The sequence below is a fragment of the Mesorhizobium sp. XAP4 genome, from assembly GCF_029269325.1.
GTDB lineage: Bacteria > Pseudomonadota > Alphaproteobacteria > Rhizobiales > Rhizobiaceae > Mesorhizobium > Mesorhizobium ciceri.
In genome coordinates, this window is sequence record NZ_JARIXW010000009.1 from 1 (window position 1) to 24,793 (window position 24,793).

Below are 24,793 nucleotides of genomic sequence, written 5' to 3' on the forward strand. Positions count from 1 at the left end.
TTGCCATGGCCTGCGCGGTGGCGGTGCCATTGGCGGAAACCACAAAGCTGTTCAGTGTCGGGGTACCCAGGCCATGGTTGGCGATGAAGGTATTCTGCAGCATAGTCTGGCGCTGCGCCAACGTTGAGGTTGTGTCCATACCGGTGATCGATAGGACCGCGGCATCCAGCGCCTGCTGCTCGTTGGACCGGGTCTGGACCGCCCTGGTATAGTCGACCGAGAACCCGATGGCGGTGATGATGGGCGCCAGCATGAAAACAAACAACGGGGCCATCGAACCGTCATGGGAACGCGCGAACCGGTGTACAATTCAGACGTGGGAGCATTTCTGAGCGGCTCAGACCGCCACCGAGTGCCTGGCTTTGCCGGTTTCAAGATATTTGTCGAACTTCGCTGCGACGCTTCTGACAAAGGGCCGGCTTTCCGCCGGCACGACGAAGCGGTCACCATCAAGTTCAAGCAACCGCGCCGGATCATGAAGGGCCGTGGAACTTGCCTTCAGCAGAAGCCTCTGGCCGGCTTTGCCAAAACGCTCCACCAGCTCGATGGCTGAGAAGGCGAAATCACACATCAGCCTCTCGATGATCCAGCCGCGGACGCGGTCGTCGTCGGAAAGCGCGATGCCGCGGACAGCCGCCAGCCCACCGTCTGAGACCATGCGTCCATACTCCGTGTTCGATGGCATATTCTGCACATAGCCTTGGCGAAATTGACTGATGGACGATGGGCCGAGGCCGATCAAGGTTTCGCAGCGATCCTCGGTATAGCCTTGGAAATTCCGGCGCAAGCAGCCGGTTCGGGCCGCTACAGCCAACGCATCGTTGGGCTTGGCGAAATGGTCGAAGCCGACGGGCTCATACCCCGCGTTCAGCATAAGACACGCGGCCAGTTGTGATTGAGCAAGGCGCTGTGCCGGACCAGGCAACCATGCCTCGTCGATCATCGTCTGATGCTTCTTGAACCAGGGTACATGCGCGTAGCCAAACAACGCCATCCGATCCGGTTCCAGGGTCAGTGCCTGCGCGACGGTTGAGGAGACGCTCTCCCTGGTCTGGTGCGGCAAGCCGTAGAGCAGGTCCAGATTGACCGATTCGACGCCGCGCGAACGAACGCCATCGATGACCGCTTTGGTCTGCAAAAAGCTTTGCTCGCGGTTAATTGCCTTTTGTACCTTCAGGTCAAAGTCCTGGACGCCGAGGCTCGCCCGGGTCATGCCGATCTCGGCCAGCGCATCAAGACGGGCGTCGTCCATATCATTGGGATCGATTTCGACGCTGATCTTGGCGTCCGGAAGGAAATCGAAGCTGGACCGCAATGCTTTCCCCAGCACCACCATGTCCTCGGACTTCAGCATCGTCGGAGAGCCGCCACCGAAGTGGACGGCGCGCACGCCAGCCTTGCCGCCGACAATACGGGCAACGGTGGCGATCTCGGCGTGCAACGAGCGGAGATAGGCAGTTACCGGCTCATAGTGACGTGTTTGCTTGGTGTGGCAGGCACAGAACCAGCAGAGTCTGTCGCAGTAGGGAATATGCAGATAGAGTGAAATCTCGTCGCCGTTCTCCAGCGCCTCCAGCCAGCCTCGACAGATAGTGGCATCGACCCCCGGATGGAAATGCGGCGCGGTCGGATAGCTCGTGTAGCGCGGCACGTTCTCGCCAAGTCTGGCAGCTAGTTCCGGTCGCATCTCGCCATTCCTGTGGTTGCATGGCCCGGAAAATGACCGCAACGGCACGCCGATACCTTGATTTCGGTCAAAGCCTTTGCACCGGACAAACTGCCACAAGGCTTTTTCAATGGCCGATGCTTATCTTGCCGATACCCTGGATCCTCGGACGATCGTGATGACAGTGCGTCAGGATGTTCATAGTGCCGGTATTCCCGTGCTTTGCCAATCCTGCGAGGCAAGGCATCGCGGCATTTGCGGTGCCCTTGATCCCGATCAATTGGTCGGGCTCGCCAAGACCTCGTCAACGCACACCGTTGAACCGGGGTCAGAACTGATGGGCGACGCCGAAACCGTCGACAGCTATTCCAACGTGCTTTCCGGCGTCGTGAAGCTGACGAAGAGCCTTTCGGACGGGCGCCAGCAGATTGTCGGGCTTCAGTTTGCCCCCGATTTTCTGGGACGGCCGTTCAAGGTGGAAAGCGTGATCAACGCGGAAGCGGCAACGGCCGTCTCCCTGTGTTCGTTTCCAAGGGCTTCCGTCGAAAGGATGATGAGGGAGTCGCCGGATCTCGAGCACCGCCTGCTCAAGCAGACGCTGAACGAACTCGACGATGCACGCGACTGGATGGTCACGCTGGGACGCAAGACCGCTGCGGAAAAAGTGGCGAGCTTTCTGCTGATGATTGCCAGAAACATCGATCCCACGCTCGATCCAAACACCAATCCGACGAGCTTCGAACTGCCTCTCACACGTGCCGACATCGCCGATTTCCTCGGCCTGACAATCGAGACGGTGAGCCGCCAGTTGACCCGGCTGCGGACAGACGGCGTGATCCGGATCGACAACAACCGCCATGTGACTGTGGACAGCCTTGCCCGGTTGGCGAGCCGCTCCGGAGCCTAGAGTAATTCCAGGAAAAGGCTGAAACAGTTTTCCGTCCGGAATTGCGTCAACTCTAGTCTCGATCGACGATCCCGATCATCGGCAGGACATGCTCGCGTTCAAACACGATGTGCCGGCGCAGATTCTCGAACAGGCCGCGCAACATGAACCCGAGGGCTTCGGGGTTTTCGACCGCCTCGCCATGACCGATGGCCAGCAGAATTTCGGTCACCTCACCGCCAACGCATTCGTCTTCCATATGTTCGGCCCGCAATCGCCGGGTTGAGGCAAGGTTCGCATTGCTGCTGACCACGGCATCCCCGTAGGCGGGAAAGATGACCGTCTCTTCGTATTGATCAATGTTGCGCAGCAGCGGAACGATCGCGTTGGCCGCGCCGAGACACTCCAGGCGATCGACGCCGGGCAAGGCGCCCGCCATTCTTTCCAGGGCGTCGCAGAGCTGCAGCTTTTCCCTGTGCGCGCGCTTCATCACCGCGGCTGGACCACTTCCCTGCTGGATCGATCAGTCGGTGCGGGATTTTCATCGCCTGCTTCGAACAGCGACGATCCCAGCCCCTTCTTCCGGCTCAAGGGCGGCCTCCGAGTGCAAGACCACGCTGCCCACTCAGAAGGGGCTGGGCTTTGACATGGATCAAGGCGGCGACAACGCGACTGCTGAATTGGTGTCTATGCGGATTGGCGTCCGCGCATCGGAATCCGAGGTCGGGGATAGCTCATGAAGTTCGGCACGCAAATCTTCGTTTTGAGCCTTTTCACATTTGCAGCCCTGGTGGCCGCGGGCTTCGGCGTGGACCAGCCCTTTCGACAGCATATGTGGGTGCTGTTTTTTGTGTTGCTTGGTTTTGTCGCCATCCTCATCCGCAACACGAATTTCGAGGTGGCCGCTCCGATTGACCCATCCGCTTACATGGATGGTCCAATCCGCTACGGCGCCATCGCCACCATGTTCTGGGGTGTCGTCGGCATGCTTGTCGGCGTGGTCATCGCGCTGCAGCTTGCCTACCCCGATCTCAACATCCAGCCCTGGTTCAACTTCGGCCGTTTGCGGCCGCTGCATACGTCCGGAGTGGTCTTCGCATTCGGCGGCAACGCATTGCTTTGCACGTCATTGTACGTCGTGCAACGCACCTGTCGCGCGCGCCTGTTCGGCGGCGATCTCGCCTGGTTCGTGTTCTGGGGTTACCAGCTTTTCATTGTCATGGCCGCGACCGGCTATCTGCTCGGCATCACCGAGAGCCGGGAATACGCCGAACCCGAATGGTACGTGGACATCTGGCTGACCATCGTCTGGGTCGCCTATCTCATCTTGTTCCTCGGCACGATCTTCAAGCGCAAGGAACCGCACATCTACGTCGCCAACTGGTTTTACCTCTCCTTCATCGTGACCATCGCGATGCTGCATGTGATCAACAACCTGTCGATGCCGGCCTCGTTCCTGGGCTCAAAGAGTTACTCCGCCTTTTCCGGGGTCCAGGACGCCCTGACGCAATGGTGGTATGGCCACAACGCCGTCGGCTTCTTCCTCACTGCCGGCTTCCTCGGCATGATGTATTACTTCGTGCCCAAGCAGGCGAACCGGCCGGTCTATTCCTATCGGCTGTCGATCATCCATTTCTGGGCGATCATCTTTCTCTACATCTGGGCCGGGCCGCATCACCTGCACTACACCGCCCTGCCCGATTGGGCGCAGACGCTCGGCATGGTGTTCTCGATCATGCTGTGGATGCCGTCATGGGGTGGCATGATCAACGGCCTGATGACGCTGTCCGGCGCCTGGGACAAGCTGCGCACAGACCCCATCATCCGTATGATGGTGATGGCCATCGCCTTCTACGGCATGTCGACCTTCGAAGGTCCGATGATGTCGATCAAGACGGTCAACTCGCTGTCGCATTACACCGACTGGACCATTGGCCACGTGCACTCCGGTGCGCTCGGCTGGGTCGGCATGATCTCGTTCGGCGCAATCTACTTCATGGTGCCGAAGCTCTGGAACCGTGAGCGGCTCTACTCGCTGAGGCTCGTCACCTGGCACTTCTGGCTGGCGACCCTGGGGATCGTCGTCTACGCCGCCGTCATGTGGGTTTCCGGCGTCATGCAGGGCCTGATGTGGCGTGAATACGACGAGCAGGGTTTCCTGGTCTATTCCTTCGCCGAAACCGTGGCCGCCATGCATCCCTACTATCTCATGCGCGCCATTGGCGGGGCAATGTATCTCTCCGGCGCCCTGATCATGGCCTGGAACATCGCCATGACCATCCTCGGATACCAGCGCGAGGAGGAGCCGATGCCCGGCTCTGTTCCCGCCCTTCAGCCTGCCGAATAAGGAGCCAGACAATGGGCTTGATGGACAGACACGCACTCATCGAGAAGAACGCCACGCTTCTTCTCGTTGGCTCTCTTCTTGTGGTGACCGTCGGCGGCATCGTCGAGATCGCACCGCTCTTCTATCTCGACAACACGATCGAGAAGGTGGAAGGCATGCGCCCCTATTCGCCGCTCGAACTTGTCGGGCGCAACATCTATGTGCGCGAGGGCTGCTACCTCTGCCACAGCCAGATGATCAGGCCGTTCCGCGACGAAGTCGAGCGCTACGGTCACTACAGCCTGGCTGCCGAGTCGATGTACGATCATCCTTTCCAGTGGGGATCGAAGCGTACCGGGCCGGACCTCGCCAGAGTTGGCGACCGCTACTCGAATCTGTGGCATGTCGAGCATCTCACGGATCCGCGTTCGGTGGTGCCGGAATCGATCATGCCGAGCTACGCGTTCCTCAAAGACACGCCGATCGAGGTGGAGGACTTCTCGACGCATCTGGTTGCCAACAGGCGTGTCGGTGTCCCCTACAGCGATGACATGATCGCCCGCGCCAATGCCGACCTGATGGCGCAAGCCGATCCCAACGCCGACACGTCCGGCCTCGAAGCCCGCTACCCCAAAGCCAAGATCGGCGACTTCGACGGCAACCCGCAACAGGTCACCGAAATGGATGCCCTTGTCGCTTATCTCCAGATGCTCGGCACGCTGGTCGATTTCAAGAACTACGACGAAGCCGCGGGCTATCGCTGAGGGAGTTCTACCCATGGATTACAATTTGATGCGAGAGTTTGCCGACAGCTGGGGCCTGGTCGCCATGGCGCTTTTCTTTGTCGGCGCGACTGCCTTCGCGCTCCGCCCCGGCAGCCGCAAGCTGGCCGACGAAGCTGCCCGGATTCCCCTTGAGGACGAGTGATCATGAGCGACGAGCATATCGATGAAATCTCCGGCGTCTCGACCACCGGCCACGAATGGGATGGCATCCGGGAACTGAACAACCCGCTTCCCAGATGGTGGGTCATCACGTTTTACATCACCATTGTCTGGGCCATCGGCTACACCATCGCCTATCCGGCATGGCCCCTGCTGCACTCGGCGACGAAGGGTTTGCTCGGCTATTCCAGCCGCAACGAAGTCAGGAACGAGCTGACTGCGGCTGAAGCCGCCAAGGGCAAATACATCTCGGCGGTGGCGTCCAAGAGCGTCTCGGAGATCGCCGCGGACGATGGCCTGCGCGAATTCGCAATCGCGGCCGGTGGTGCCGCCTTCAAGGTCAATTGCGTACAATGCCATGGCTCCGGCGCCCAAGGTTCCAAGGGCTTTCCCAATCTCAACGACGACGACTGGCTGTGGGGCGGCAAGGCCGAGCAGATCCAGCAGACGATTACGCACGGCATCCGCTTCGCGTCCGATCCGGACACGCGCCTGTCGGAAATGCCTGCCTTTGGCGACATCATAACCGCTGACCAGATCGCTCAGGTCGGCACCTATGTCGCCAGCCTGTCGGGAAAGGTCCAGCATGCCGGCCTCGTCGAGCCCGGCGCCAAGGTCTTTGCTGAAAATTGCGTGGCCTGTCATGGCGACAATGCAAAAGGCAACAAGGAGCTCGGGGCGCCCGACCTGACCGATTCGATCTGGCTCTATGGATCCGGTGAGACAGCCATCGCCGCACAGGTCCGTGCGCCAAAACAGGGCGTCATGCCGGCCTGGGGCGCACGCCTGGGCGAGACCAAGGTCAAGGAACTCGCCGTCTATATCCATTCGCTTGGTGGTGGGGAATAGGAAGCGGGGACCTGTTCCCACCCTTCGCCAGCCAAGCGACGAGGCCCGGCCATGCCGGGCCTCGACCTGTATTCGGCACCGGTAATTGACTTGCATCAACGCGCCTGCCCCCGCCCCGCGCCAAGACTTGCCTACGCTGGCAGCCTGGGCATGGGCAGATTGTCGCCTGCGCGAGTGGAGATGCATGTGCTGGACAATACGCAGGTAGAGCGGCTCGAAGCCGAAGCGGCCAATTCCGCCAAGGTGCGCCAGCCGATGTATGCCGCGCGCAAGAAGATATTCCCGAAACGGGCAACAGGGAACTTTCGTCGGTTCAAGTGGCTGGTGATGGCGATCACACTCGGTATCTACTACCTGACACCGTGGTTGCGATGGGACCGTGGCCCGTTCGCCCCGGACCAGGCCGTGCTGCTCGATCTCGCCAACCGGCGCTTCTACTTCTTCTTCATCGAGATCTGGCCGCAGGAATTCTACTATGTGGCCGGCCTTCTGATCATGGCCGGCGTCGGTCTTTTCCTGATCACGTCGACTATCGGTCGCGCCTGGTGCGGCTATACATGTCCGCAGACTGTATGGGTCGATCTGTTTCTGGTCGTCGAGCGCGCCATCGAGGGTGATCGCAACGCACGCATGAAACTCGATGCCGGCCCATGGACCGCCCGCAAGCTTGCGCTGCGGGCATCGAAACACGCCATCTGGCTGGGCATAGGGGCGGCGACGGGCGGCGCCTGGATCTTCTATTTTGCCGATGCGCCGACGCTGGTTGGCGAACTCTTTACCGGCACCGCGGCACCCGTTGCCTACATCACCGTCGCCGTGCTGACGGCCACGACCTATACGTTCGGCGGGCTGATGCGCGAACAGGTCTGCACCTACATGTGCCCATGGCCACGCATCCAGGCGGCCATGCTCGACGAAAGTTCGCTCACCGTCACCTACAATGACTGGCGCGGCGAACCGCGTTCGCGTCATGCCAAGAAGGTGCAAGCCGCGGGACAGTCGGTCGGCGACTGCGTCGACTGCAATGCCTGTGTCGCGGTCTGCCCGATGGGGATCGACATTCGCGACGGCCAGCAGCTCGAATGCATCACCTGCGCGCTTTGCATCGACGCCTGCGACGGCGTCATGGGCAAGCTCGGCAGGGAACGCGGACTGATTTCCTACGCAACGCTCTCCGATTACAACGCCAACATGATGCTGGCGACCGCGGGCGGCTCCAGTTCAGTCAACCCGTCGCTGGTCAGGACCGCTGATGGCCTGTTCTCCGACAAGGTGGCGCATTTCCATGTCAGCAAGATCTTCCGGCCACGCACCTACGTCTACATGGGTCTGTGGTCGCTGATCGGCCTGGGTCTGCTCTATTCGCTGCTGACGCGCGACAGGCTCGAAGTCAATGTGCTGCACGACCGCAATCCGCAATTCGTACCGTTGTCCGACGGCTCGATCCGCAACGGCTACACCGTCAAACTGCTCAACATGATCCCCGAGCCGCGGATCATTGTTGTCACCATGCAGGGCTTGCAAGGAGGCGAAATGAGCGTGGTCGGGGACGACATCAAGGCGGGTCGCTCCTTTGCCATCCCGGTCGAGCCCGATCGCCTGAAAATGCTGAAGGTCTTCGTGCGCCAGCCGGCCGACCAAATCCGTGGCGCAGCGCAAACCTTCACGTTCCGTGTCGAGGACAAGTCGAGCTTCGAGGCGGACGAATACACCGCCACCTTCAACGCGCCGGAGATCGCCAGATGACCGCTAACGCTGAAAAAACCCGCGAATTCACCGGCAGGCACATGCTGTTCACCATCCTTGCCTTCTTCGGCGTGGTCATCGCGGTCAATCTGACGATGGCCACGCTCGCCAACACCAGTTGGACCGGCCTTGTCGTCGAGAACACCTATGTGGCGAGCCAGCAATTCAACAAGAAGGCCGAGGAGGGTCGCGCGCAAGCAGCCCTTGGCTGGACCGGCAGGCTGACCATCGCATGGGGCGAAGTTCGCTATGGCCTCACCGACGCCGCCGGCAAGCCGGTTCCCTTGCATGGCGTCAAGGTGCTGTTTCGCCATCCCGCCTACGAGAAAGAGGACAAGTCGGTCATCCTCGCGCCCGCCTCGGACCAGGAATTCGCAGCCCAGCACATGCCGAAGGACGGCGTCTGGATTGTGGAAGTCGACGCCGACGCCGGTCTGGAAAAGCCGTATCGCGACGTCCGCAGGATCATGATTTCCAATGGAGCGCTGCAATGAGTTGTTGTGCACCGGGCGCCGAAATGGCGCTTGATCTGGTCAACACCGGATCGGTCCTGCCGTCCAGCCAGGAGATCAGGCTGGCGAGCCGATCGCTCGGCGATGATCTCCGCCAGACCGATCTTTCAGTCCCCACGGTTCATTGCGCGGCCTGCATCGAGGCGATCGAGACGGCATTGGGAATGCTCGATCAAGTGGAGAGCACTCGGGTCAACCTGTCGACGAAGCGGGTCGCGGTCCGCTGGCGTGGAAACCAGGTGCCACCGTTCGTCGCCGCGCTGGGACGGCTAGGCTACGAGGCGCATCTGTTCGACCCCGAGGTCGACAACAAGGACAAAACGCTTTCGGAGCTGATCCGCGCCGTTGCTGTCGCCGGCTTTGCGGCGGGCAACATCATGCTGCTTTCAGTGTCGGTCTGGTCTGGCGCCGAAGGCGCAACGCGGGACCTGTTTCATTGGCTCTCGGCGCTGATCGCGATCCCGGCACTTGCCTTCGCGGGCGGCATCTTCTTCCGCTCGGCCTGGAACGCGCTGCGTCACGGCCGCATGAACATGGACGTGCCGATCGCGGTCGGGGTGTCCCTCGCCTACGCCATGAGCCTCTACGAGACGATCAACCATGGCGACCACGCCTATTTCGATGCGTCGGTGTCGCTGCTGTTCTTCCTGTTGATCGGCCGCACGTTGGATCACGTGATGCGCGAACGTGCCCGGACCGCCGTGAAAGGCCTGTCCCAGTTGGCCGTACGTGGCGCCATGGTGCTGCGCGGCGACGGCGCACGCGACTATCTGCCGGTTGGCGAGATCGAACCCGGCATGCTGCTGTTGATCGCAGCCGGTGAAAGGATACCCGTCGACGGCAAGGTCTCTCGAGGGACGTCGGACCTGGACTGTTCGCTTGTCTCGGGCGAGAGCACGCCCCGAAGCGTAGCGCCAGGCGAAGCCGTACAGGCTGGAGTCCTCAACCTGACCGGCCCGCTGACGATTGAGGCGACAGCCGCCGCGAAAGATTCGTTTCTGGCGGAAATGGTTCGGCTCATGGAAGCCGCTGAGGGCGGTCGCGCGCATTATCGCCGGATCGCCGATCGCGTTTCAGCGCTCTATGCTCCGGTGGTTCATCTCACCGCCTTCGTGACTTTCCTTGGCTGGATGGCGGCGACGGGCGACTGGCACCGGGCGACAACCATCGCCATTGCCGTTCTGATCATCACCTGCCCGTGCGCGCTCGGCCTCGCCGTGCCGATCGTGCAGGTGGTCGCCGCGCGGCGCCTGTTCGAGAACGGCATCATGGTCAAGGACGGTTCGGCCATGGAGCGCCTGGCGACGATTGATACAGCAGTGTTCGACAAGACCGGGACCCTCACGCTCGGCCAGCCCCGGCTGGTCAATGCGGGCTCGATGGATCCGGGCATGCTGGCAGTCGCGGGAGACATGGCCGCGCATTCCCGCCATCCGTTTTCAAGGGCCATAGCCGGCTTTGCCGCTCCTGGCGCGCGGCACAAATTCGATACCGTGACCGAGCATCCAGGGTTTGGCATCGAAGCCACCGACGCCGGAAGCACTTGGCGGCTAGGTCGACGCGGATGGGCTGGATGGAAGGCCCGGACCGGTGGTGAAGGCAAACATGGCTATGGCGGAACGGTGCTGACAAAAGACGGGCTCATTGTCGCGACCTTCAATTTCGAGGATGCGCTGCGCGCCGACGCCGGCTTGGCGATCAAGCTATTGAGCGACGCCGGGGTGTCGGTGCAGATGCTGTCGGGCGATACTGCGGGTGCCTGCGGTGAAGCCGCCGAGATGCTGGGTATCGAGGACTTCGTTCCGTGCCTGTTGCCATCCGGCAAGGTCGAGCGCATCGAGACCCTGGCGAAAGACGGACACAAGGTTCTGATGGTTGGTGACGGCCTCAACGACACGCCTGCACTGAGCGCGGCGCATGTCTCGATCGCACCGGCCACCGCCGCCGACATTGGCCGCAATGCGGCCGACTTCGTATTCCTGCGCGAAAGCCTTCTGGCTGTGCCTCTCGCGCTGGATGTCTCGCGCAAGGCGGGACACCTGATCCGCCAGAACATCGCGATTGCGATCGTCTACAATGCCGTCGCCGTGCCGATCGCCATCCTGGGCCACGTCACGCCTCTTATCGCAGCGATCGCCATGTCCGCTTCATCGCTGCTCGTGATCGGAAATGCGCTGCGTCTGCAGAGTTCCAGGCCAAGTTCGCCGGTGAAAAATGTTCGGCGCGACAGGCGTTCCGATATCACCAAATTGGCCCAATCCTCATGACAACCCTTGCCTACCTCATACCTGTGGCCCTCTTTCTTGGCGCGCTTGGCCTGGGGGGGTTCCTGTGGGCTTTGAAGAGTGGCCAGTACGAAGATCTCGACGGCGCCGCCGAGCGGATCCTTATCGATCGGGAAGACAAGATCGGCAGATAGCGAAGTGCTGGCAAAATAACCGGACCACGACCGTCTCCACCTTGACTATGACGCGCCAGATCGGTGTCCGAGAATCTTAGGTCTCCAAAATGAACTCCACCAATTTGCGCCAGCGCAAAGAAACGCTGCGTCAGGTCAGCTAGGTTCTGCTCATCCGCAACGGTTGAGAGATAGGAGACTGACATGATCACGCGACGTGAAGCTCTGTTCGGGGCAGCGATCGGCGCTGCCGCCGTGGCAGCACTACCTGCATTTTCGGCACCTGTGACAAAGGCGGACATTCGAGGGCTCGCCCGCGAAAAGATCAAGCTCGTGGCACCGCCGTTCGTCCATCCGCACGATCAGGTCGCCAAGGGTGGACCCAAGATCGTCGAGTTCACCATCACGATCGAGGAAAAGCCTCTTGTCATCGACGCCGACGGCACGACGCTCAATGCGATGACCTACAACGGCTCGATCCCCGGCCCGCTGATGGTCGTTCATCAGGACGACTATCTCGAGCTGACGCTCATCAATCCCGACACCAACTCACTCGCCCACAACATCGACTTCCACGCCGCGACTGGCGCTCTGGGTGGTGGCGGTCTCACGCTGATCAATCCCGGCGAACAGGTGACCTTGCGCTTCAAGGCGACGCGGACGGGAACGTTCGTCTACCACTGCGCACCTGGCGGCGCGATGATCCCTTGGCATGTCGTCTCCGGCATGAGCGGCGCAATCATGGTGTTGCCGCGCGATGGGCTCAGGAACGACAAGGGCGAGCCGGCCAGATACGACAAGATCTTCTACATCGGCGAGAACGACTTCTATATTCCGCGCGACGAGAAGGGCAATTTCAAGAGCTACGAATCTGCCGGCGACGGTTACGATGACATCGTCAAGGTCATGCGCGGGCTGATCCCGACGCATGTCTTGTTCAACGGCAAGGTAGGTTCCCTGACCGGCGACAACGCCATGAAGGCGAAAGTCGGCGAGACCGTGTTGATCGTCCATTCACAGGCCAACCGCGATACCCGGCCGCATCTGATAGGCGGTCACGGCGACTATGTCTGGGAACAGGGCAAATTCGCCAACCCGCCGGCCAAGGACCTGGAAACCTGGTTCATCCGTGGCGGCTCGGCGGGCTCGGCGCTGTATACGTTCCTGCAGCCAGGTGTCTACGCCTACGTGAATCACAATCTGATTGAGGCCGTGGAACTCGGAGCGACCGCTCACTTCATGGTCGAAGGCGAGTGGGATGCCGACCTGATGACGCAGGTCGAGGCGCCCAAACCCATAGCCACCAACTGACGGCACTCGAAAATGCCCGGACGGCGCCGCTGTCCGGGCAAGGACAAAAGCCATGTCTCTTTTCATCCTGAAGGTCCTGCCGGTCGCCCTGGCCGCCGCTGCTGTTCCGGTAGGGCTCTCGCTAGAGGCGGTCTTTGGAGATCGACAATCCCACCCCATCGCTATGACGGTTGTCTTGCTTTCCGGTTCGATCATCTATCCGACTCCGGGCGAGTTCCTGAAAGAGGGACGCCCGCAAGGCAACCCCCGCCTCGAGCGGCAACTCGACAGACCTCTCGAAATCATGGCCTACCAGGTCGGCGCGGCCGACTATGCGGACTGCGTGTCGGCTGGCGGCTGTCAGCCAGCTCAGGAGACGCGCGCGATCCCAAGCAAAGCTCCCGTCACCGGAGTAAGCTATCTCGATGCGAATGCCTACGCCCGGTGGTATTCGGAAGTGACCGGCGACCAATGGCGACTGCCATCCGACGAAGAGTGGGCCTTTGCCGCTGCTGAGCGGTTCGCAGGCGAATTCGAGGGTGTCGAAAACGACGCCACCAACCCCGCCAGACGATGGCTCACCAGCTACAAGGCCGAGGTGGACCTCAATCGCAAACCGGACCCGATGCCCAAGAGCCGTGGCTCGTTTGGTTTCAATTCCCTGGGCCTTGCCGACTTTTCTGGCAACGTCTGGGAGTGGACTTCGACCTGCTATGTCCGCACCACGTTGGCTGCGGATGGAAGCGGTGTTGCGAGTTCGGTCGACAATTGCGGTGTCCACGTCCTTGAAGGGCTTCACAGAGCCTACATGTCGAACTTCGTCAGTGACGGAAAAAGCGGAGGCTGTGCCGTCGGTACGCCTCCCGACAATCTGGGATTCAGGCTGGTGCGAGACCGCTCTGGCTGGGCGAGCGATCTGCTCTCTCACCTGAGAATAATCTGACCGTCAGCGCCGTCGGATCTTAGTATCGGCGGCGGCTACAAACGTGACGGACCCGCTTATCGACCGGGCGACAGCATCCGCTTCAGTGTGCCATCGCGAAGCCAGTACTGGTGGAACAGTGCCGCCACGGCATGGACCGAAATCAGGACGACAAACACTGGCTTGTTGAGGGAATGGATGTCGCCCCATGGGTCGCCAATGTAGAAAGCGAGCAGTCCCACAATGGGCGTTAAAAGCAAGAGCAGATAGAAAAGGCCGTGTGAACCACGTGCGGCGATCCGCATCCAGCCAGGTCCGCTTTCTGCAGGCTCAGGCGCACCGGAAACTACACGCATTAGCAACCGGATCAGCACGAGTGCCAGGGTCGAAATTCCTATCCAGTAATGGGCAGAGCCCAATGCCTGATCGGCTGACGAGACGGCGGCTCCATCTTCGGCAGCATCGACCACGGTTGTCATGCTCTCGCCAAAGAACAGTTGGAATAACACCAGCGCAGCTATGATCCATTGAAGCGCAATCTGGGAAGTTGAGTAGCCAATTCTGGTTTCCGTCATTTGATTTTTCCTGACGTTTAACAGCTGCGTGATCGCGATACTGAATAGCCAGGGAACATCGACATAATTTGGCTCGAATCCTCCCGGAATTGTGGCTGCAACCTTACGCATTTGTAAGGCGATGGGGACGTCGAACAGCCGTCCGCGGCCCTCGCCTCGTGGAGGCACCGGCCACGTCCCTCGTCCGGATTATAGTTTTAGCCTCACAGTTGTCTGAGCTTGTGGGGCAGCGTCACATCATCCCCTCAGATCGCTACTTGGCCTTCGGCGTCGTCAAGGCCACGCCGTAGGCTAGGAGAAAGCCAGCAAAGGCCAGAACCCATGCAACGCCGGCGACATTGACGATCGCGTCCTTAGGGAGAAAAACCGCAAGGATTCGTGACAAGGCAGCGATCAGGATCGCCGCGAAGACAACAATGGTTTGCAGTCCGGCCCGTAGTTGCCGGCCGGTATGGCCAAGCGTGGCGCGGGCCATCACTGCGACCGTCATTGACCCGACGGCGCCGACGCCGAACGCATGCAGCCCGGCAGCGACCGGTACGATTGCGGGCAAAAGGATCGACGCCGAAACCAACGCAAAACCGACGGGCACGAAAGCATATGCAAGGTGGAGGATGAGCACGAGCGGATCCCGCAATGTGCGTTCGCCAGCCCAGCGCGACAGACGCCACACCTGGCAGATTGCAGCGACGGCCATAAGCATTCCTGAGACGCGGTTGTGGGGGGCGAACGTCCACGCTCCCAGCGCGATAGCTGAGATGGCTATCGATGCGATGTCAAAACGGCCGAACGGTGCAGGCAGCTTGCCAGGATTTTCCCGGGCGAGCCAGTTGCGTGTGAAGCTCGGAATGATACGCCCACCGATCAGCGAGATGAGTACGATCCCCGCAGCCATACCGAGCCTGCGGCTGATGTCGGATGTGCCTTGAAGGTGCGCCTCGATATGGAACATGCCGTTGGCGCACGCCATCACGACAAGCGGCAGCAGCACCTTGAGGTTGCGCCAGTTGCGTCCGGCGATGATTTCGCGGGCGGCGGCGGCAGCCACCACAAACAGAAATGAGCCATCGATCACCGCGGCTGCTTGCCAGCCGATGTCGGTCGAGAAGTAGACAGCGGCGCGCCCGGCAAGCCACAGGACGACCAGCGCCAGCAGTGGCAAGCCTTGTACGGGCAGCCGGCCAGTCCAATTGGGGATGGCGGTCAGCAGGAACCCGGTAACGATCGCCGGCAGATAGCCGAACAGCATCTCGTGAATGTGCCAGTCGACGGCAACGAACGCACTGTGGGCATCGACTTCGCCGGCATATATCGGCAGCCAAAGCAGAATGGAGAGCGCGGCATACAGCGACCCGAGGAAGAAGAAGGGCCTGAATCCGTAGGAAAGAAATGCGGGTCCTGTGTAGGCCCGCAGGCGTGGAATCCCCATGATTTGCGTCTCCAAATGAACAGGGCCGGATGAACCGCCGCCCTCGGTCCGTCCGGCCCTCGCCTGCCCTCATGCGGCAGGCATGGCTGTATCGATTGCCGATCAGTTGACCGGAACCTGGGTGAACAGGTCGGCGAACACCGTCTTTGCCTTCCCGGGATGCTTGACCGCCTTGGCGGCATCGAGATTGACCGGCTTTCCGACAACGATCAGGGCGACCATGCCCATGCCGTAGTGAGGCGCGCATTTGACGCCGTAAACGCCCTCCTTTGTCAGCGTAACGGTGATTTCCTCGCTGGGCTTTCCCTTGAAGGGCTCGGCGCCGTCTGGAAGCATGCCTTTGATTGACTCGGCATCATGGCTCTTGTCGGTCGGCACGAACTTGACGGTGTCGCCAGGGGCTGCCTTGACGAAGGCAGGCTGGAAAACCATGGCGCCCTTTTCGCCCTTGTTGAGCATCTGCACCATATGCTCTTCGGCGCTTGCGCCGCCGGCGAGCGCCAGGATAGAGACTGCGGCGGCGAGGATGGAGAGTTTCATCGATTTGTCCTTTGTTTCGTCTTCGCGGCATTGCGCCGTTCCATGCCATTTAGCCTGACGCGGCTGGGAACAATTTGCGCTGGCGCAAACTCAGGATAAGAAAGGTCTTCCGCACGACTGATGCGGAACCGTAGGGCCGTGAGGAATCGCTTGGCTGCGCTGGACCGATCGCTGATTTCGCGACTGCCGCTCTTCCAGGGTCTGACGCCCGACGAGCAGAGCGAGATCCTGCGGGATGCGCGGTCGTCTCGCTATGCCAAGGAGACTGCGATCTTCGAGCAGGAAGCCGAGGCTCATTCCTTCTTCGTGCTGATCGCCGGGCATATCCGTGTCGTTCGCACCACACCGGACGGACAACAGGTCATCGCCAGATACATCAGCGAAGGCGAGATTTTTGGCGTCGCCGCGGCACTTGGCCGAACGACCTACCCAGCCAGCGCAATTGCGGCGGTGGACTGCGTGGTGCTCGCCTGGCCAAACGCTCTGTGGCCGGACCTGGCGGGATGCTTCCCAGTGTTTGGGGCGGCCACATACAGGACGGTTGGAACCAGGCTGCAGGAGACGCAGACGCGGGTCGTGGAGATGTCCACCGAGCAGGTGGAGCAGCGGGTTGCGCATGCGCTTCTGCGACTGGCAAACCAGACCGGCCGAAAGACCGACAGCGGCATCGAAATCGATTTCCCGATTTCCAGGCAGGACATTGCCGAGATGACGGGAACGACGCTGCACACCGTCAGCCGCTTGCTCAGCAAGTGGGAAGACAATGGGATAATCGTCAGCGGACGCCAGAAGGTCACCGTGAAGGATGCGCACCGCCTTGTAGTTCTGGCCGAGAACCGGGACAAGCGCTGATCTCATTCTCTGCGGCGGACAGTCGCTTCCAGGTCGGCGATGAAACGGCTTTCATCGACGTGGTGTTCAAGGCACGCTTCAGCCACGGTATGGAATGTGCCGATCGGGCAGCCGACGCACAGCATCTTGTATCTCAGCACCACAGCCACCGTTGCCGGCCATTTCCTCATGATTTCGTCAACGACCATGTCGGGGTCAATCGAACTGGGTTGCTTCACGATGAAGTCTCCGCGATTTGCGAAGCCTCTTCATAAATCGCGTTCGGACCGCTCTCGTTGCGCTTTCGCAATCTGAAAATGATTCAGATCAAGACACGGCGCGCGCGACCTCGATAAGCAATGGGATAAAGTATCTGAGGAGGTTGGCATGCAAGCCAAAACCATAATGACCACACCGGTCGTTGCAATTGATCCGTCTGCGTCGATCGCCGATGCAGCCGGATTGATGCTCTCCAGCAAGATCAGCGGGCTTCCCGTCATTCGCCGTGACGGCGCGCTGGTGGGCATTATCAGCGAGGGTGATCTCCTGCGCCGTGAAGAGCTGGGCACTCAGCGCAAGCGCCCACGCTGGCTGGAGTTTCTTGTCAGCCCGGGACGAGTTGCCGAAGAATATGTCCTCGCCAACGGACGACGGATCGAAGAGGTGATGACCGACAGCGTCGTCACGGCATCCCCCAATGCATCGCTTGCCGAGGTCGTCGAGTTGATGACGCATCACCGCATCAAACGCGTCCCGATCGTCGACGGCGATAAAGTTGTCGGAATGATTGCCCGTTCCGATCTTCTTCGTGCGTTACTTGACATGCAGCCAGCCTCAACCCCGATGGCCATTGACAACGAACAGATACGCCAGAGCATCGTCGCGGAGCTTGCAGCGCAGAAATGGGCTCGAAATGAGCTGATCAATGTCACTGTCGACAAAGGGATCGTAAAACTGAACGGCGCCATCTTCGACGAGCGCGAGCGCCGGGCAGCAATCGTCGCGGCCGAAAATGCAGCCGGCGTTAAAGGCGTTGAGGACAATCTGTTTTGCGCCGAGCCGTTGTCCGTCATCCTGGTCTCGTAGCCAAGGGCTAGCACCACCATTTCCCGGGGCGAAATGTGTGCTTGGCCGCCCGACGTTCTAACGCTGTCCGGCCACATGTTGTAGCCGTGCGATCAGGTCGCGGTTGCGGCAATAGTCTGGCGGAGCATCGGCTTGCTCGTTTTGGTCGAGCCAAGTCGAGCATTCGTCCTGATGGCCGCAGGATCGGCAGCGGTTGACCGCACGATCGGTGACGGCTGCATGGTCCGCCACCACTTTCAACTGCCTGTCGACACCCAGCTTGCGCATCATGCGACCCATCAACGCGACCCTGGCGTCGACTGAAATCAGGTAGTCGAGAAAGCTCATCTTGGTCACTCCTGCCTTATGAGACTCATAGCCATGCAGGCAGCCGACGACTTGATCTCGATCAACCGACGGAGCCGTCGCCGGGCCAAGGCGGCGAAAGGGGTAGAGTGAAGTTCCTGGACCCCACCGCGTACTCGGCTGCTGGGGCGTCCACCCATCAATACGACATGAAGCGGTTGATGCCGCTTTCCTCAATCAGCGAGCGGGTTATCCCGCCGAACGCCCATTCCCGCAGACGGCTGTGCCCATAGGCACCCGAGACGATCAGGTCCGCATGGATCGACCGCGCAAATGTCAGCAACCTGTCGCCGTCTGGGTCGCCGGCGATCAGCTCAGTTCCTGCCATGATGCCGTGATGTTCGAGAAAGACCGCGACGTCGGCAAGGCTGTCGCGGATACTCTTGTCGCGGTCGGTATCCATTGTGGCAATAACGACTTCGTTGGCCGTGGCCAGAAGGGGCAACGCATCTGCTATCGCCCGCCGCGCTTCCCTGGTGTCCTTCCAGGCAACAAGAACGGTTTTTGCCATGACAGGCTCGACATTGCTCGCGGCAACCAGGACTGGCCGCCCAATACCAAGTACCAGACTGCCGACGTCCACTGCACGGAAGACATTTCCCCCCTTCTCGCTGCCGGTGACAATAAGATCGGCGGATCGAGCCGAAATGCTCAGGAAACGGGTTGGGCTGCAAACAGCTTGGCCCCATTCGCTAAAGATCGATGCAGGAAGCAGCCTCTCGAACTCGGCGCGTAATTCGGCAAGCCGCTTTTCGATTTCGGTGTGCTGGATCTGCATGACCTCGCCTTCGTAGACCATACCGTCGCCGGTCGCGACCAAGGGCGGAACATCCGCAGCCGCCAGACCGATGAGACGGGCGCCAAACCGTTCCGCGAGCTCGATCCCCAGCTTTACAATAGGTGCGGGAGGCGCATCGATGGCGAGGTTGACGATGATCGACTTGTAAGACATTGCGGGCGCCTTTCGCTGAACGATGGAATGCGGGATGAATTGCATTCGACAGCGTCCAATGCCTTGATGCGCATCAAAGGCCGGCAACTGCATCTGCGTTCGAAAACCTCGGCTCGATCCGTTTTGCGTGTGCGGCGAGAAGTGATAGTTAGCCCCGGTAGCACCGTCGAACCCAGGAACTTCAGGTGATCAAAGACGAAGCACTCAGTTTGTCACCCGGCGGGACGACACTGAAATCATTGTTGTCTCAAATGTTCGATCAGGCACCAGGCTTTATAGCGCTGCTGCGCGAGCCAGGTCACATTTTCGAGCTGACCAATGCCGCCTACCAGCGATTGACTGGCCACAGGCAAGTGATTGGAAAGTCAGTGCGGGACGCCTTTCCCGAGCTCGAAGGGAATGGGTTTTTCGAACATCTGGACCATGTGTACATGACCGGCGAGCCCTACATTGGCCACGGGGTGAAGGTCGGCCTTCGCAACATAGCCGACGGCCCGGTCGAAGAGCGCATCCTTGATTTTGTTTATCAGCCAGTCAAGGCTGACGATGGCCGGATCACCGCGATCTTCATTGAAGGTACTGATGTCAGCGAACTCTCCTTTGCAAATGCAGCACTTCGGCTGCGTGAAGACCATTTGCGGTCGATCCTGGCAACAGTGCCGGACGCGATGGTCGTCATCGACGAGCAGGGTGGGATTCAATCCTTCAGCACCGCTGCCGAAACGCTGTTCGGCTACCAGTCAGGCGAAGTCATCGGTCAAAACGTGAAAATGCTGATGCCCTCGCCCTACCGCGACGAGCATGACGCCTATCTGCTTCGCTACCTGACGACGGGAGAGCGCCGGATCATCGGGCTCGGCCGCACCGTGACCGGGGCACGCAAGGATGGCACGACTTTCCCGATGGAGCTTTCCGTTGGCGAGATGCATCCGGGGACGGGACGTTTCTTTACCGGCTTCTGCCGCGACTTGACCGAACGCCACCGGGCAGAAGCAAGAATCCAGGAGCAGCAGCAGGAACTGCTGCACATGGCGCGGTTCACCGCACTCGGCGAGATGGCCTCAACGCTTGCTCATGAGATCAACCAGCCGCTCACCGCCATCACGAACTACCTCAAAGGCAGTCGTCGGCTGCTTGAGAAGAGCCGGGACGAGAATGCGCCCATGCTTCGGGATGCCGTGGAAAAGGCAGCTGAGCAGGCCTTGCGGGCGGGCGACGTCATCCGTCACCTGAGGGATTTTGTAGCCAGGGGCGAAAGCGAGCGCCAGGTCGAACGACTGCCAATGCTGATCGAGGAAGCCGCCTCCCTAGCCTTGGTTGGTGCAAGAGAGATAAATCTCCTCGTCAGCTACAAGCTTGATCCAGTCGCCGAACTGGTCTTAACCGACCGCATCCAGATTCAGCAGGTTTTGCTCAACCTGATGCGCAATGCGGTTGAGGCTATGCAGGACTCGCCGCGCCGCGAATTGAAAGTCACAACAATTGCCCGGGATGATGGGATGGCCGAGGTAAGCGTGATCGATACTGGCCCGGGTCTCGCGCCGGAAGTCTCGGCTCAACTCTTCCAGCCGTTTGTAACCACCAAGAAGCAAGGCATGGGTGTCGGTCTCTCCATTTGCCGCACCATCGTGGAATCGCACGGTGGTCACATATGGGCCGAGGCGATGCCGACTGGCGGGACCGCCTTCCGATTCACCTTGCGCATTGTGGAGAAGGAAGAGGTCACAAATGGCCGGCAGTGATCTGGTGCACGTGGTTGACGACGACATGGACGTGCGCAAGTCGCTCGGTTTTCTTCTGGCGACTGCAGATTTTGCAGTACGCCTGCACGAATCGGCCACGGCTTTTCTCTCGACGGCAAAGGGCGACCTCGACGGCTGCATCGTCACCGACGTGCGCATGCCGGGCATAGACGGCATCGAATTCCTGCGCCAACTGAGATCCGGCGGGCATACAATTCCAGTTATTGTCATGACGGGCCATGCCGATGTGGCGCTCGCCGTTCAGGCAATGAAGGAAGGCGCTTCCGATTTCATTGAAAAGCCGTTTGATGACGAGATGCTGATCGACGCGATCCGCTCCACGTTGGCCAACCGCAACCAGGCGAATGCAACGCATCCGCAATCCTCCGAAATCCACGGCCGCCTGGCCACACTTTCGGAGCGGGAGCGGCAGGTTCTGGACGGGCTCGTGTCGGGTCTGCCGAACAAGACGATCGCCTATGATCTGGGTATCAGTCCGCGCACTGTCGAGATTCATCGTGCCAATGTGATGAGCAAGATGGCCGCGGGCAGCCTGTCGCATCTCGTGCGCATGGCGTTGATCGTGGAATCCAAACACTAGCAAGCGTCCCCGAGAGACTTGCCGCCGTCTGTCGGCATTGCCTTCGGCTGCCAGTAGCGCCAATGGGTCGGGCGGATATCGACGCGCACGCCAGTCCCGGCGTGCTTCCAACCCTGCCGGCCTTTTATACAGGGAAATACGAGCGCATGTTCGCCCTCCTCGTCGAAGACGGCGAGTTCGAGTTCGCGACCAAACGGAGCACTCATGATCGGCTTCCACATCTCCCCATGATCTGGGGAAGCGGCAAGCAGCGCCTTGATTTAAATCATTTACGAAATTGCCGCCTATGCCGCTGCGGACGAGCGGCAAGCTGCCTTGATTGCGATCAATGACAGCTCCGGCGGCTGGGCCAACAGTCTGTTGGACGACCAATAGACTCAGGAGATCACACATGCTGATCCGCACATTATCCGCCCTGGAATGCACGAAATTGCTGACCGCCAACCGTGTCGGTCATCTGGCATGCGCGAAGGGTGGGCAGCCCTACGTGGTGCCGGTGCACTATGCGCACGCCGACAATCATCTCTACGCGTTTTCCATGCCCGGCAAGAAGATCGACTGGATGCGTGCCAATCCCCTGGTGTCCGTCCAGGTGGGTGAACGCGGCCAGGGCCGAGGCTGGAGAAGCGTCGTCGTCGATGGCCGTTATGAGGAACTGCCGGACCGGATTGGCCACAAGCTCGAGCGTGACCATGCATGGGCGATGTTGAGCAAGCATGCCGCTTGGTGGGAGCCCGGCGCCCTCAAGCCACTCATGCCTGCGGTGTCGGACAGTGCACCCCACGTTTTCTTCCGTATCTTGATCCAGCAGGTGTCGGGCCGCGAAGCAAGTGAATAGCTTTCTTCACTGCGGCGACCAGCGCTGGACCGATTCAGGAGGAGCGGCTCTAGGTAGTTTCCCGTAGGGACATAACCGAATTTCGCGACCCGCGGATTCGCGCGATTGCTGTGTCAAGGATAAACCGGGAAAACAGCCATGCACGCCTACACCTCCTCCAGAATTTCGCTGCCGTCACGGTCTGCCCAGCCCAACCTGCCGGAGGCTTTTGAGCCCGCACTGCTGCAACCACTCAGCTTCTATCCCGCAGGCGCGGAAATCTACGCCCAGGGCGAGAAGGCCGGAGGCTTCTACCAGGTGGAGTTCGGCGCCGTCCGCGTCTACCGCCTGCTTGCTGACGGCCGCCGGCAGATCAGTGCCTTTCATCTCGCCGGAGAGACATTCGGCTTCGAAGCCGACACGACGCACCATTTCTTTGCTGAAGCGGTCAATTCCACCGGTGTCCGCGTCTTCCGCCTCACAGCTGGAGCGGATATGTCCCATCAGTTGCTGCCTCTGGCTCTGAAGGGGTTGACCAGAGCGCAGGAACACCTGCTGGTCCTCGGTCGCCAGAGCGCCATCGAACGCGTCGCCGCGTTCCTGGTCGACCTGTCGGAGCGCCAGGGCGGATTGCGGCAGGTCGAACTTCCGATGTCGCGCATGGATATCGGCGATTATCTTGGCCTCACCATCGAGACGGTATCGCGGATCTTCACCCGGCTGAAGGACAAGGGCGTCATCCGCCTGCTCAGCCTGCGCAGCATCGAAATCATCAGGCATGATGCGCTTCATGCGATGAGCGAATGAGCTGCGCTCCGACTCCTGGATGGTACAAGCACTTCAGACCATTTGACAGCGGGGCAACAAGAGCAAGATAGCAGCGCGGAGGACATCTGTTATGCCGCTGGAAGATTGAGGAAACAGCGGCAAGTCTATCGGCGTTCAGGCTTCGGGAGGAAGGCATGGACCGGCACATGGCCACATTGCGTGCAGACCGTGTTCAAGCATCGATCACGTCGGATGCCGCTGAAAAATCGGCGCTGGTCGATTCGTGGCGGCGCTCGGCCTCGTTGCACAGGCTGGTTCCTGCAGGCCGGAAATCACCCCGGCGGCTAACCGACATCGAATTGAGCGTCGCCGGGCAGAAGGTCGAGCCGCTGCTCGCTGCCGCCCAGTCCAGTCTTGACAGGCTCTATCTGCCGTCGGCGGTGTCGGCTGCTGCGTGTTGCTGGCTAATCGCGATTGTGTCGGGGTCGATCGCCGTACTTTCCAGATCAACGGGGAAGACGCGGTTTTCCGGATTAGACCTGATGTGAGATGTCAGCCTGCCAACTGGCGGCAGATCGAGCGCCGTAGGCGCACCGATCCGTCCTGACTGCTTGCCAAAACTCGCTCCATAATTTATATGACCACTTTAGTCACGGGAGCAATCATGATGAAAGAGATTCAGCTCAAAGACGTCAAGGCTACGTTCTCACATGTGGTCGACGAAGCGGTTGCGGGCACACCGACGGTCGTCACCCGTCACGGCAAAAGAGAGGCTGTCGTAATCAGCTATTCGGAGTACGAACGCCTTTCCCGTGTGCCGTCGCTGGGTTGGCTGCTCACAAACTCGCCCCTGGAGGAAGCTGACCTGCCAGCGCGAAGCCGAAAGCCCGCACGGGCTCTGCGCGATCCGGCGTTCTGACATTGTACCTTTTGGACACGAATGTCGTCAGCTTGCTTGCCCCTTCAAAACGCAGGACGCCCTCCGATGAGAAACTAGCGGCCTGGATAGTCGAGCGATCGTCCGACCTTTGGCTCTCCGTAATCACCTTGGCCGAGATCGAGGACGGCATCGCGAACGCCAAGCGAACCGGTGCCACCAAGAAGGCGGGCGCGCTCGCTGAATGGTGGGGAGAAATCCGTCACTACTACAGTAGCCGCATCCTCCCTCTTGACCTCGAAACGGCAACAATAACTGGGCAACTCATGACAGTCGCTCGGGCCGCTGGCATCTCACCTGGTTTCGAGGACATCGCTATTGCTGCAACAGGCATGCAACACGATCTGATCGTGCTCACGGACAACGAGAAGGATTTCAGGCCGCTCGGCATTCGGCATCAGAATCCGTTCATCGGGCTTCCAGAATAGGCGGACGGCGACCGATGGGCGCCTCCAGCATGACCATGCGATGACGTAGGCGGGGTTATGCGACGCTGGGCGAGTCTGATGGCGGTGCACCGGACTTCCTGGATCGACCAGCGGCCAGCGTATATTTGTGCCCCTTCAAGGTTCATAGGCCTTGTTGCCTATGGGCTGTCCAGGTTGTTTGCTTCAAAGGCCCAACGCTGACA

The 24,793-nt window shown here is 60.3% G+C and carries 29 protein-coding genes and 1 pseudogene; 20 read left to right on the top strand and 10 right to left on the bottom strand.

Annotated features, from left to right (window positions below):
• Together P3C39_RS29890 and hemN are read right to left on the bottom strand one after the other, a co-directional pair.
• Positions 1 to 274, bottom strand: a 274-nt coding sequence (locus tag P3C39_RS29890) for a pilus assembly protein TadG-related protein (protein WP_275954902.1), incomplete at its 3' end; no start/stop codon positions are given.
• A gap of 63 nt (positions 275 to 337) precedes the next feature.
• Positions 338 to 1,687, bottom strand: coding sequence for an oxygen-independent coproporphyrinogen III oxidase (gene hemN, locus P3C39_RS29895; protein ID WP_275954900.1), 1,350 nt, complete (start codon positions 1,685 to 1,687; stop codon positions 338 to 340).
• Between the two features lie 157 nt (positions 1,688 to 1,844).
• Here hemN and P3C39_RS29900 point away from each other — a divergent pair, with 157 nt between their 5' ends.
• Positions 1,845 to 2,573 carry a Crp/Fnr family transcriptional regulator gene (locus P3C39_RS29900; RefSeq protein ID WP_275954899.1) on the top strand — a complete coding sequence of 243 codons (729 nt, stop codon included), beginning with the start codon at positions 1,845 to 1,847 and terminating at the stop codon, positions 2,571 to 2,573.
• A 52-nt stretch (positions 2,574 to 2,625) separates the two neighbouring features.
• On the opposite strand, the gene P3C39_RS29905 is transcribed toward P3C39_RS29900, so the two are convergent.
• Positions 2,626 to 3,042, bottom strand: a complete 417-nt coding sequence (locus tag P3C39_RS29905; RefSeq protein WP_275954898.1) for a hemerythrin domain-containing protein — start codon at positions 3,040 to 3,042, stop codon at positions 2,626 to 2,628.
• 246 nt (positions 3,043 to 3,288) lie between these two features.
• On the opposite strand from P3C39_RS29905, the gene ccoN reads away from it, so the two are divergent.
• The 10 genes from ccoN to P3C39_RS29955 all read left to right on the top strand — a co-directional run bounded on the left by ccoN (position 3,289) and on the right by P3C39_RS29955 (position 13,560).
• Complete coding sequence (gene ccoN, locus P3C39_RS29910) at positions 3,289 to 4,899, top strand: cytochrome-c oxidase, cbb3-type subunit I (RefSeq protein ID WP_013525002.1); 1,611 nt, start codon at positions 3,289 to 3,291, stop codon at positions 4,897 to 4,899.
• A gap of 11 nt (positions 4,900 to 4,910) precedes the next feature.
• Positions 4,911 to 5,642 carry a cytochrome-c oxidase, cbb3-type subunit II gene (gene ccoO, locus P3C39_RS29915; protein WP_013525001.1) on the top strand — a complete coding sequence of 244 codons (732 nt, stop codon included), beginning with the start codon at positions 4,911 to 4,913 and terminating at the stop codon, positions 5,640 to 5,642.
• A gap of 13 nt (positions 5,643 to 5,655) precedes the next feature.
• On the top strand, positions 5,656 to 5,805 hold the full coding sequence (locus tag P3C39_RS29920; RefSeq protein WP_013525000.1) for a CcoQ/FixQ family Cbb3-type cytochrome c oxidase assembly chaperone: 150 nt from the start codon (positions 5,656 to 5,658) through the stop codon (positions 5,803 to 5,805).
• Positions 5,806 to 5,807: 2 nt separating this feature from the next.
• Positions 5,808 to 6,671 (top strand): cytochrome-c oxidase, cbb3-type subunit III, encoded by an 864-nt coding sequence (gene ccoP / locus P3C39_RS29925; protein ID WP_275954897.1) that lies wholly within the window; start codon positions 5,808 to 5,810, stop codon positions 6,669 to 6,671.
• A 186-nt stretch (positions 6,672 to 6,857) separates the two neighbouring features.
• Positions 6,858 to 8,417, top strand: coding sequence for a cytochrome c oxidase accessory protein CcoG (gene ccoG / locus P3C39_RS29930; protein WP_275954896.1), 1,560 nt, complete (start codon positions 6,858 to 6,860; stop codon positions 8,415 to 8,417).
• Positions 8,414 to 8,911 carry a FixH family protein gene (locus tag P3C39_RS29935; RefSeq protein ID WP_013524997.1) on the top strand — a complete coding sequence of 166 codons (498 nt, stop codon included), beginning with the start codon at positions 8,414 to 8,416 and terminating at the stop codon, positions 8,909 to 8,911. The genes ccoG and P3C39_RS29935 overlap by 4 nt, the downstream gene beginning before the upstream one ends.
• On the top strand, positions 8,908 to 11,196 hold the full coding sequence (locus tag P3C39_RS29940) for a cation-translocating P-type ATPase (protein WP_024505306.1): 2,289 nt from the start codon (positions 8,908 to 8,910) through the stop codon (positions 11,194 to 11,196). The genes P3C39_RS29935 and P3C39_RS29940 overlap by 4 nt, the downstream gene beginning before the upstream one ends.
• Positions 11,193 to 11,348 (top strand): cbb3-type cytochrome oxidase assembly protein CcoS, encoded by a 156-nt coding sequence (gene ccoS, locus P3C39_RS29945; protein WP_013524995.1) that lies wholly within the window; start codon positions 11,193 to 11,195, stop codon positions 11,346 to 11,348. Before P3C39_RS29940 ends, ccoS begins: the two co-directional genes overlap by 4 nt.
• 183 nt (positions 11,349 to 11,531) lie before the next feature.
• Positions 11,532 to 12,638, top strand: coding sequence for a copper-containing nitrite reductase (gene nirK / locus P3C39_RS29950; RefSeq protein WP_013524994.1), 1,107 nt, complete (start codon positions 11,532 to 11,534; stop codon positions 12,636 to 12,638).
• 52 nt (positions 12,639 to 12,690) lie between these two features.
• Positions 12,691 to 13,560: an SUMF1/EgtB/PvdO family nonheme iron enzyme gene (locus P3C39_RS29955; protein WP_013524993.1), complete on the top strand. Its 870-nt coding sequence runs from the start codon at positions 12,691 to 12,693 to the stop codon at positions 13,558 to 13,560.
• A gap of 56 nt (positions 13,561 to 13,616) precedes the next feature.
• Here P3C39_RS29955 and P3C39_RS29960 read toward each other — a convergent pair whose 3' ends face one another.
• From P3C39_RS29960 to P3C39_RS29970, 3 genes are all read right to left on the bottom strand, one after another.
• Complete coding sequence (locus P3C39_RS29960) at positions 13,617 to 14,114, bottom strand: cytochrome b (RefSeq protein WP_275954895.1); 498 nt, start codon at positions 14,112 to 14,114, stop codon at positions 13,617 to 13,619.
• Between the two features lie 253 nt (positions 14,115 to 14,367).
• The gene (locus P3C39_RS29965; RefSeq protein WP_013525384.1) at positions 14,368 to 15,543 is read right to left on the bottom strand and encodes an NnrS family protein; all 1,176 of its coding nucleotides are present in this window, start codon (positions 15,541 to 15,543) and stop codon (positions 14,368 to 14,370) included.
• A 102-nt stretch (positions 15,544 to 15,645) separates the two neighbouring features.
• The gene (locus P3C39_RS29970) at positions 15,646 to 16,083 is read right to left on the bottom strand and encodes a pseudoazurin (RefSeq protein ID WP_013525383.1); all 438 of its coding nucleotides are present in this window, start codon (positions 16,081 to 16,083) and stop codon (positions 15,646 to 15,648) included.
• A gap of 150 nt (positions 16,084 to 16,233) precedes the next feature.
• Between P3C39_RS29970 and P3C39_RS29975 the strand changes: the two genes are divergently transcribed.
• Positions 16,234 to 16,935 carry a Crp/Fnr family transcriptional regulator gene (locus P3C39_RS29975; RefSeq protein WP_024505309.1) on the top strand — a complete coding sequence of 234 codons (702 nt, stop codon included), beginning with the start codon at positions 16,234 to 16,236 and terminating at the stop codon, positions 16,933 to 16,935.
• A gap of 2 nt (positions 16,936 to 16,937) precedes the next feature.
• On the opposite strand, the gene P3C39_RS29980 is transcribed toward P3C39_RS29975, so the two are convergent.
• Positions 16,938 to 17,153, bottom strand: a complete 216-nt coding sequence (locus tag P3C39_RS29980) for a DUF1858 domain-containing protein (RefSeq protein ID WP_013525381.1) — start codon at positions 17,151 to 17,153, stop codon at positions 16,938 to 16,940.
• Positions 17,154 to 17,301: 148 nt separating this feature from the next.
• On the opposite strand from P3C39_RS29980, the gene P3C39_RS29985 reads away from it, so the two are divergent.
• Positions 17,302 to 18,000, top strand: a complete 699-nt coding sequence (locus P3C39_RS29985; protein ID WP_013525380.1) for a CBS domain-containing protein — start codon at positions 17,302 to 17,304, stop codon at positions 17,998 to 18,000.
• Positions 18,001 to 18,057: 57 nt separating this feature from the next.
• Here P3C39_RS29985 and P3C39_RS29990 read toward each other — a convergent pair whose 3' ends face one another.
• Both P3C39_RS29990 and P3C39_RS29995 read right to left on the bottom strand, forming a co-directional pair.
• Complete coding sequence (locus P3C39_RS29990; RefSeq protein ID WP_013525379.1) at positions 18,058 to 18,327, bottom strand: DUF6455 family protein; 270 nt, start codon at positions 18,325 to 18,327, stop codon at positions 18,058 to 18,060.
• Positions 18,328 to 18,484: 157 nt separating this feature from the next.
• Positions 18,485 to 19,297, bottom strand: coding sequence for a universal stress protein (locus tag P3C39_RS29995; protein ID WP_024505310.1), 813 nt, complete (start codon positions 19,295 to 19,297; stop codon positions 18,485 to 18,487).
• Between the two features lie 185 nt (positions 19,298 to 19,482).
• Between P3C39_RS29995 and P3C39_RS30000 the strand changes: the two genes are divergently transcribed.
• Both P3C39_RS30000 and fixJ read left to right on the top strand, forming a co-directional pair.
• On the top strand, positions 19,483 to 21,039 hold the full coding sequence (locus tag P3C39_RS30000) for a PAS domain S-box protein (protein ID WP_013525377.1): 1,557 nt from the start codon (positions 19,483 to 19,485) through the stop codon (positions 21,037 to 21,039).
• On the top strand, positions 21,026 to 21,640 hold the full coding sequence (gene fixJ, locus P3C39_RS30005) for a response regulator FixJ (protein ID WP_013525376.1): 615 nt from the start codon (positions 21,026 to 21,028) through the stop codon (positions 21,638 to 21,640). Before P3C39_RS30000 ends, fixJ begins: the two co-directional genes overlap by 14 nt.
• Here fixJ and P3C39_RS30010 read toward each other — a convergent pair.
• Positions 21,637 to 21,846, bottom strand: a complete 210-nt coding sequence (locus P3C39_RS30010; protein ID WP_013525375.1) for a hypothetical protein — start codon at positions 21,844 to 21,846, stop codon at positions 21,637 to 21,639. The two genes, fixJ and P3C39_RS30010, sit on opposite strands and share 4 nt — an antisense overlap.
• 185 nt (positions 21,847 to 22,031) lie before the next feature.
• Between P3C39_RS30010 and P3C39_RS30015 the strand changes: the two genes are divergently transcribed.
• The 5 genes and pseudogenes from P3C39_RS30015 to P3C39_RS30035 all read left to right on the top strand — a co-directional run bounded on the left by P3C39_RS30015 (position 22,032) and on the right by P3C39_RS30035 (position 24,590).
• Positions 22,032 to 22,478 carry a pyridoxamine 5'-phosphate oxidase family protein gene (locus tag P3C39_RS30015; RefSeq protein WP_013525374.1) on the top strand — a complete coding sequence of 149 codons (447 nt, stop codon included), beginning with the start codon at positions 22,032 to 22,034 and terminating at the stop codon, positions 22,476 to 22,478.
• Positions 22,479 to 22,616: 138 nt separating this feature from the next.
• Positions 22,617 to 23,264, top strand: coding sequence for a helix-turn-helix domain-containing protein (locus P3C39_RS30020; RefSeq protein WP_013525373.1), 648 nt, complete (start codon positions 22,617 to 22,619; stop codon positions 23,262 to 23,264).
• 155 nt (positions 23,265 to 23,419) lie between these two features.
• A pseudogene (locus P3C39_RS30025) lies at positions 23,420 to 23,721 on the top strand (hypothetical protein); the annotation flags it as partial.
• 171 nt (positions 23,722 to 23,892) lie between these two features.
• Complete coding sequence (locus P3C39_RS30030) at positions 23,893 to 24,144, top strand: type II toxin-antitoxin system prevent-host-death family antitoxin (protein ID WP_024505312.1); 252 nt, start codon at positions 23,893 to 23,895, stop codon at positions 24,142 to 24,144.
• 11 nt (positions 24,145 to 24,155) lie between these two features.
• Positions 24,156 to 24,590 carry a type II toxin-antitoxin system VapC family toxin gene (locus tag P3C39_RS30035; protein WP_338101684.1) on the top strand — a complete coding sequence of 145 codons (435 nt, stop codon included), beginning with the start codon at positions 24,156 to 24,158 and terminating at the stop codon, positions 24,588 to 24,590.
• Positions 24,591 to 24,793: the final 203 nt, after the last annotated feature.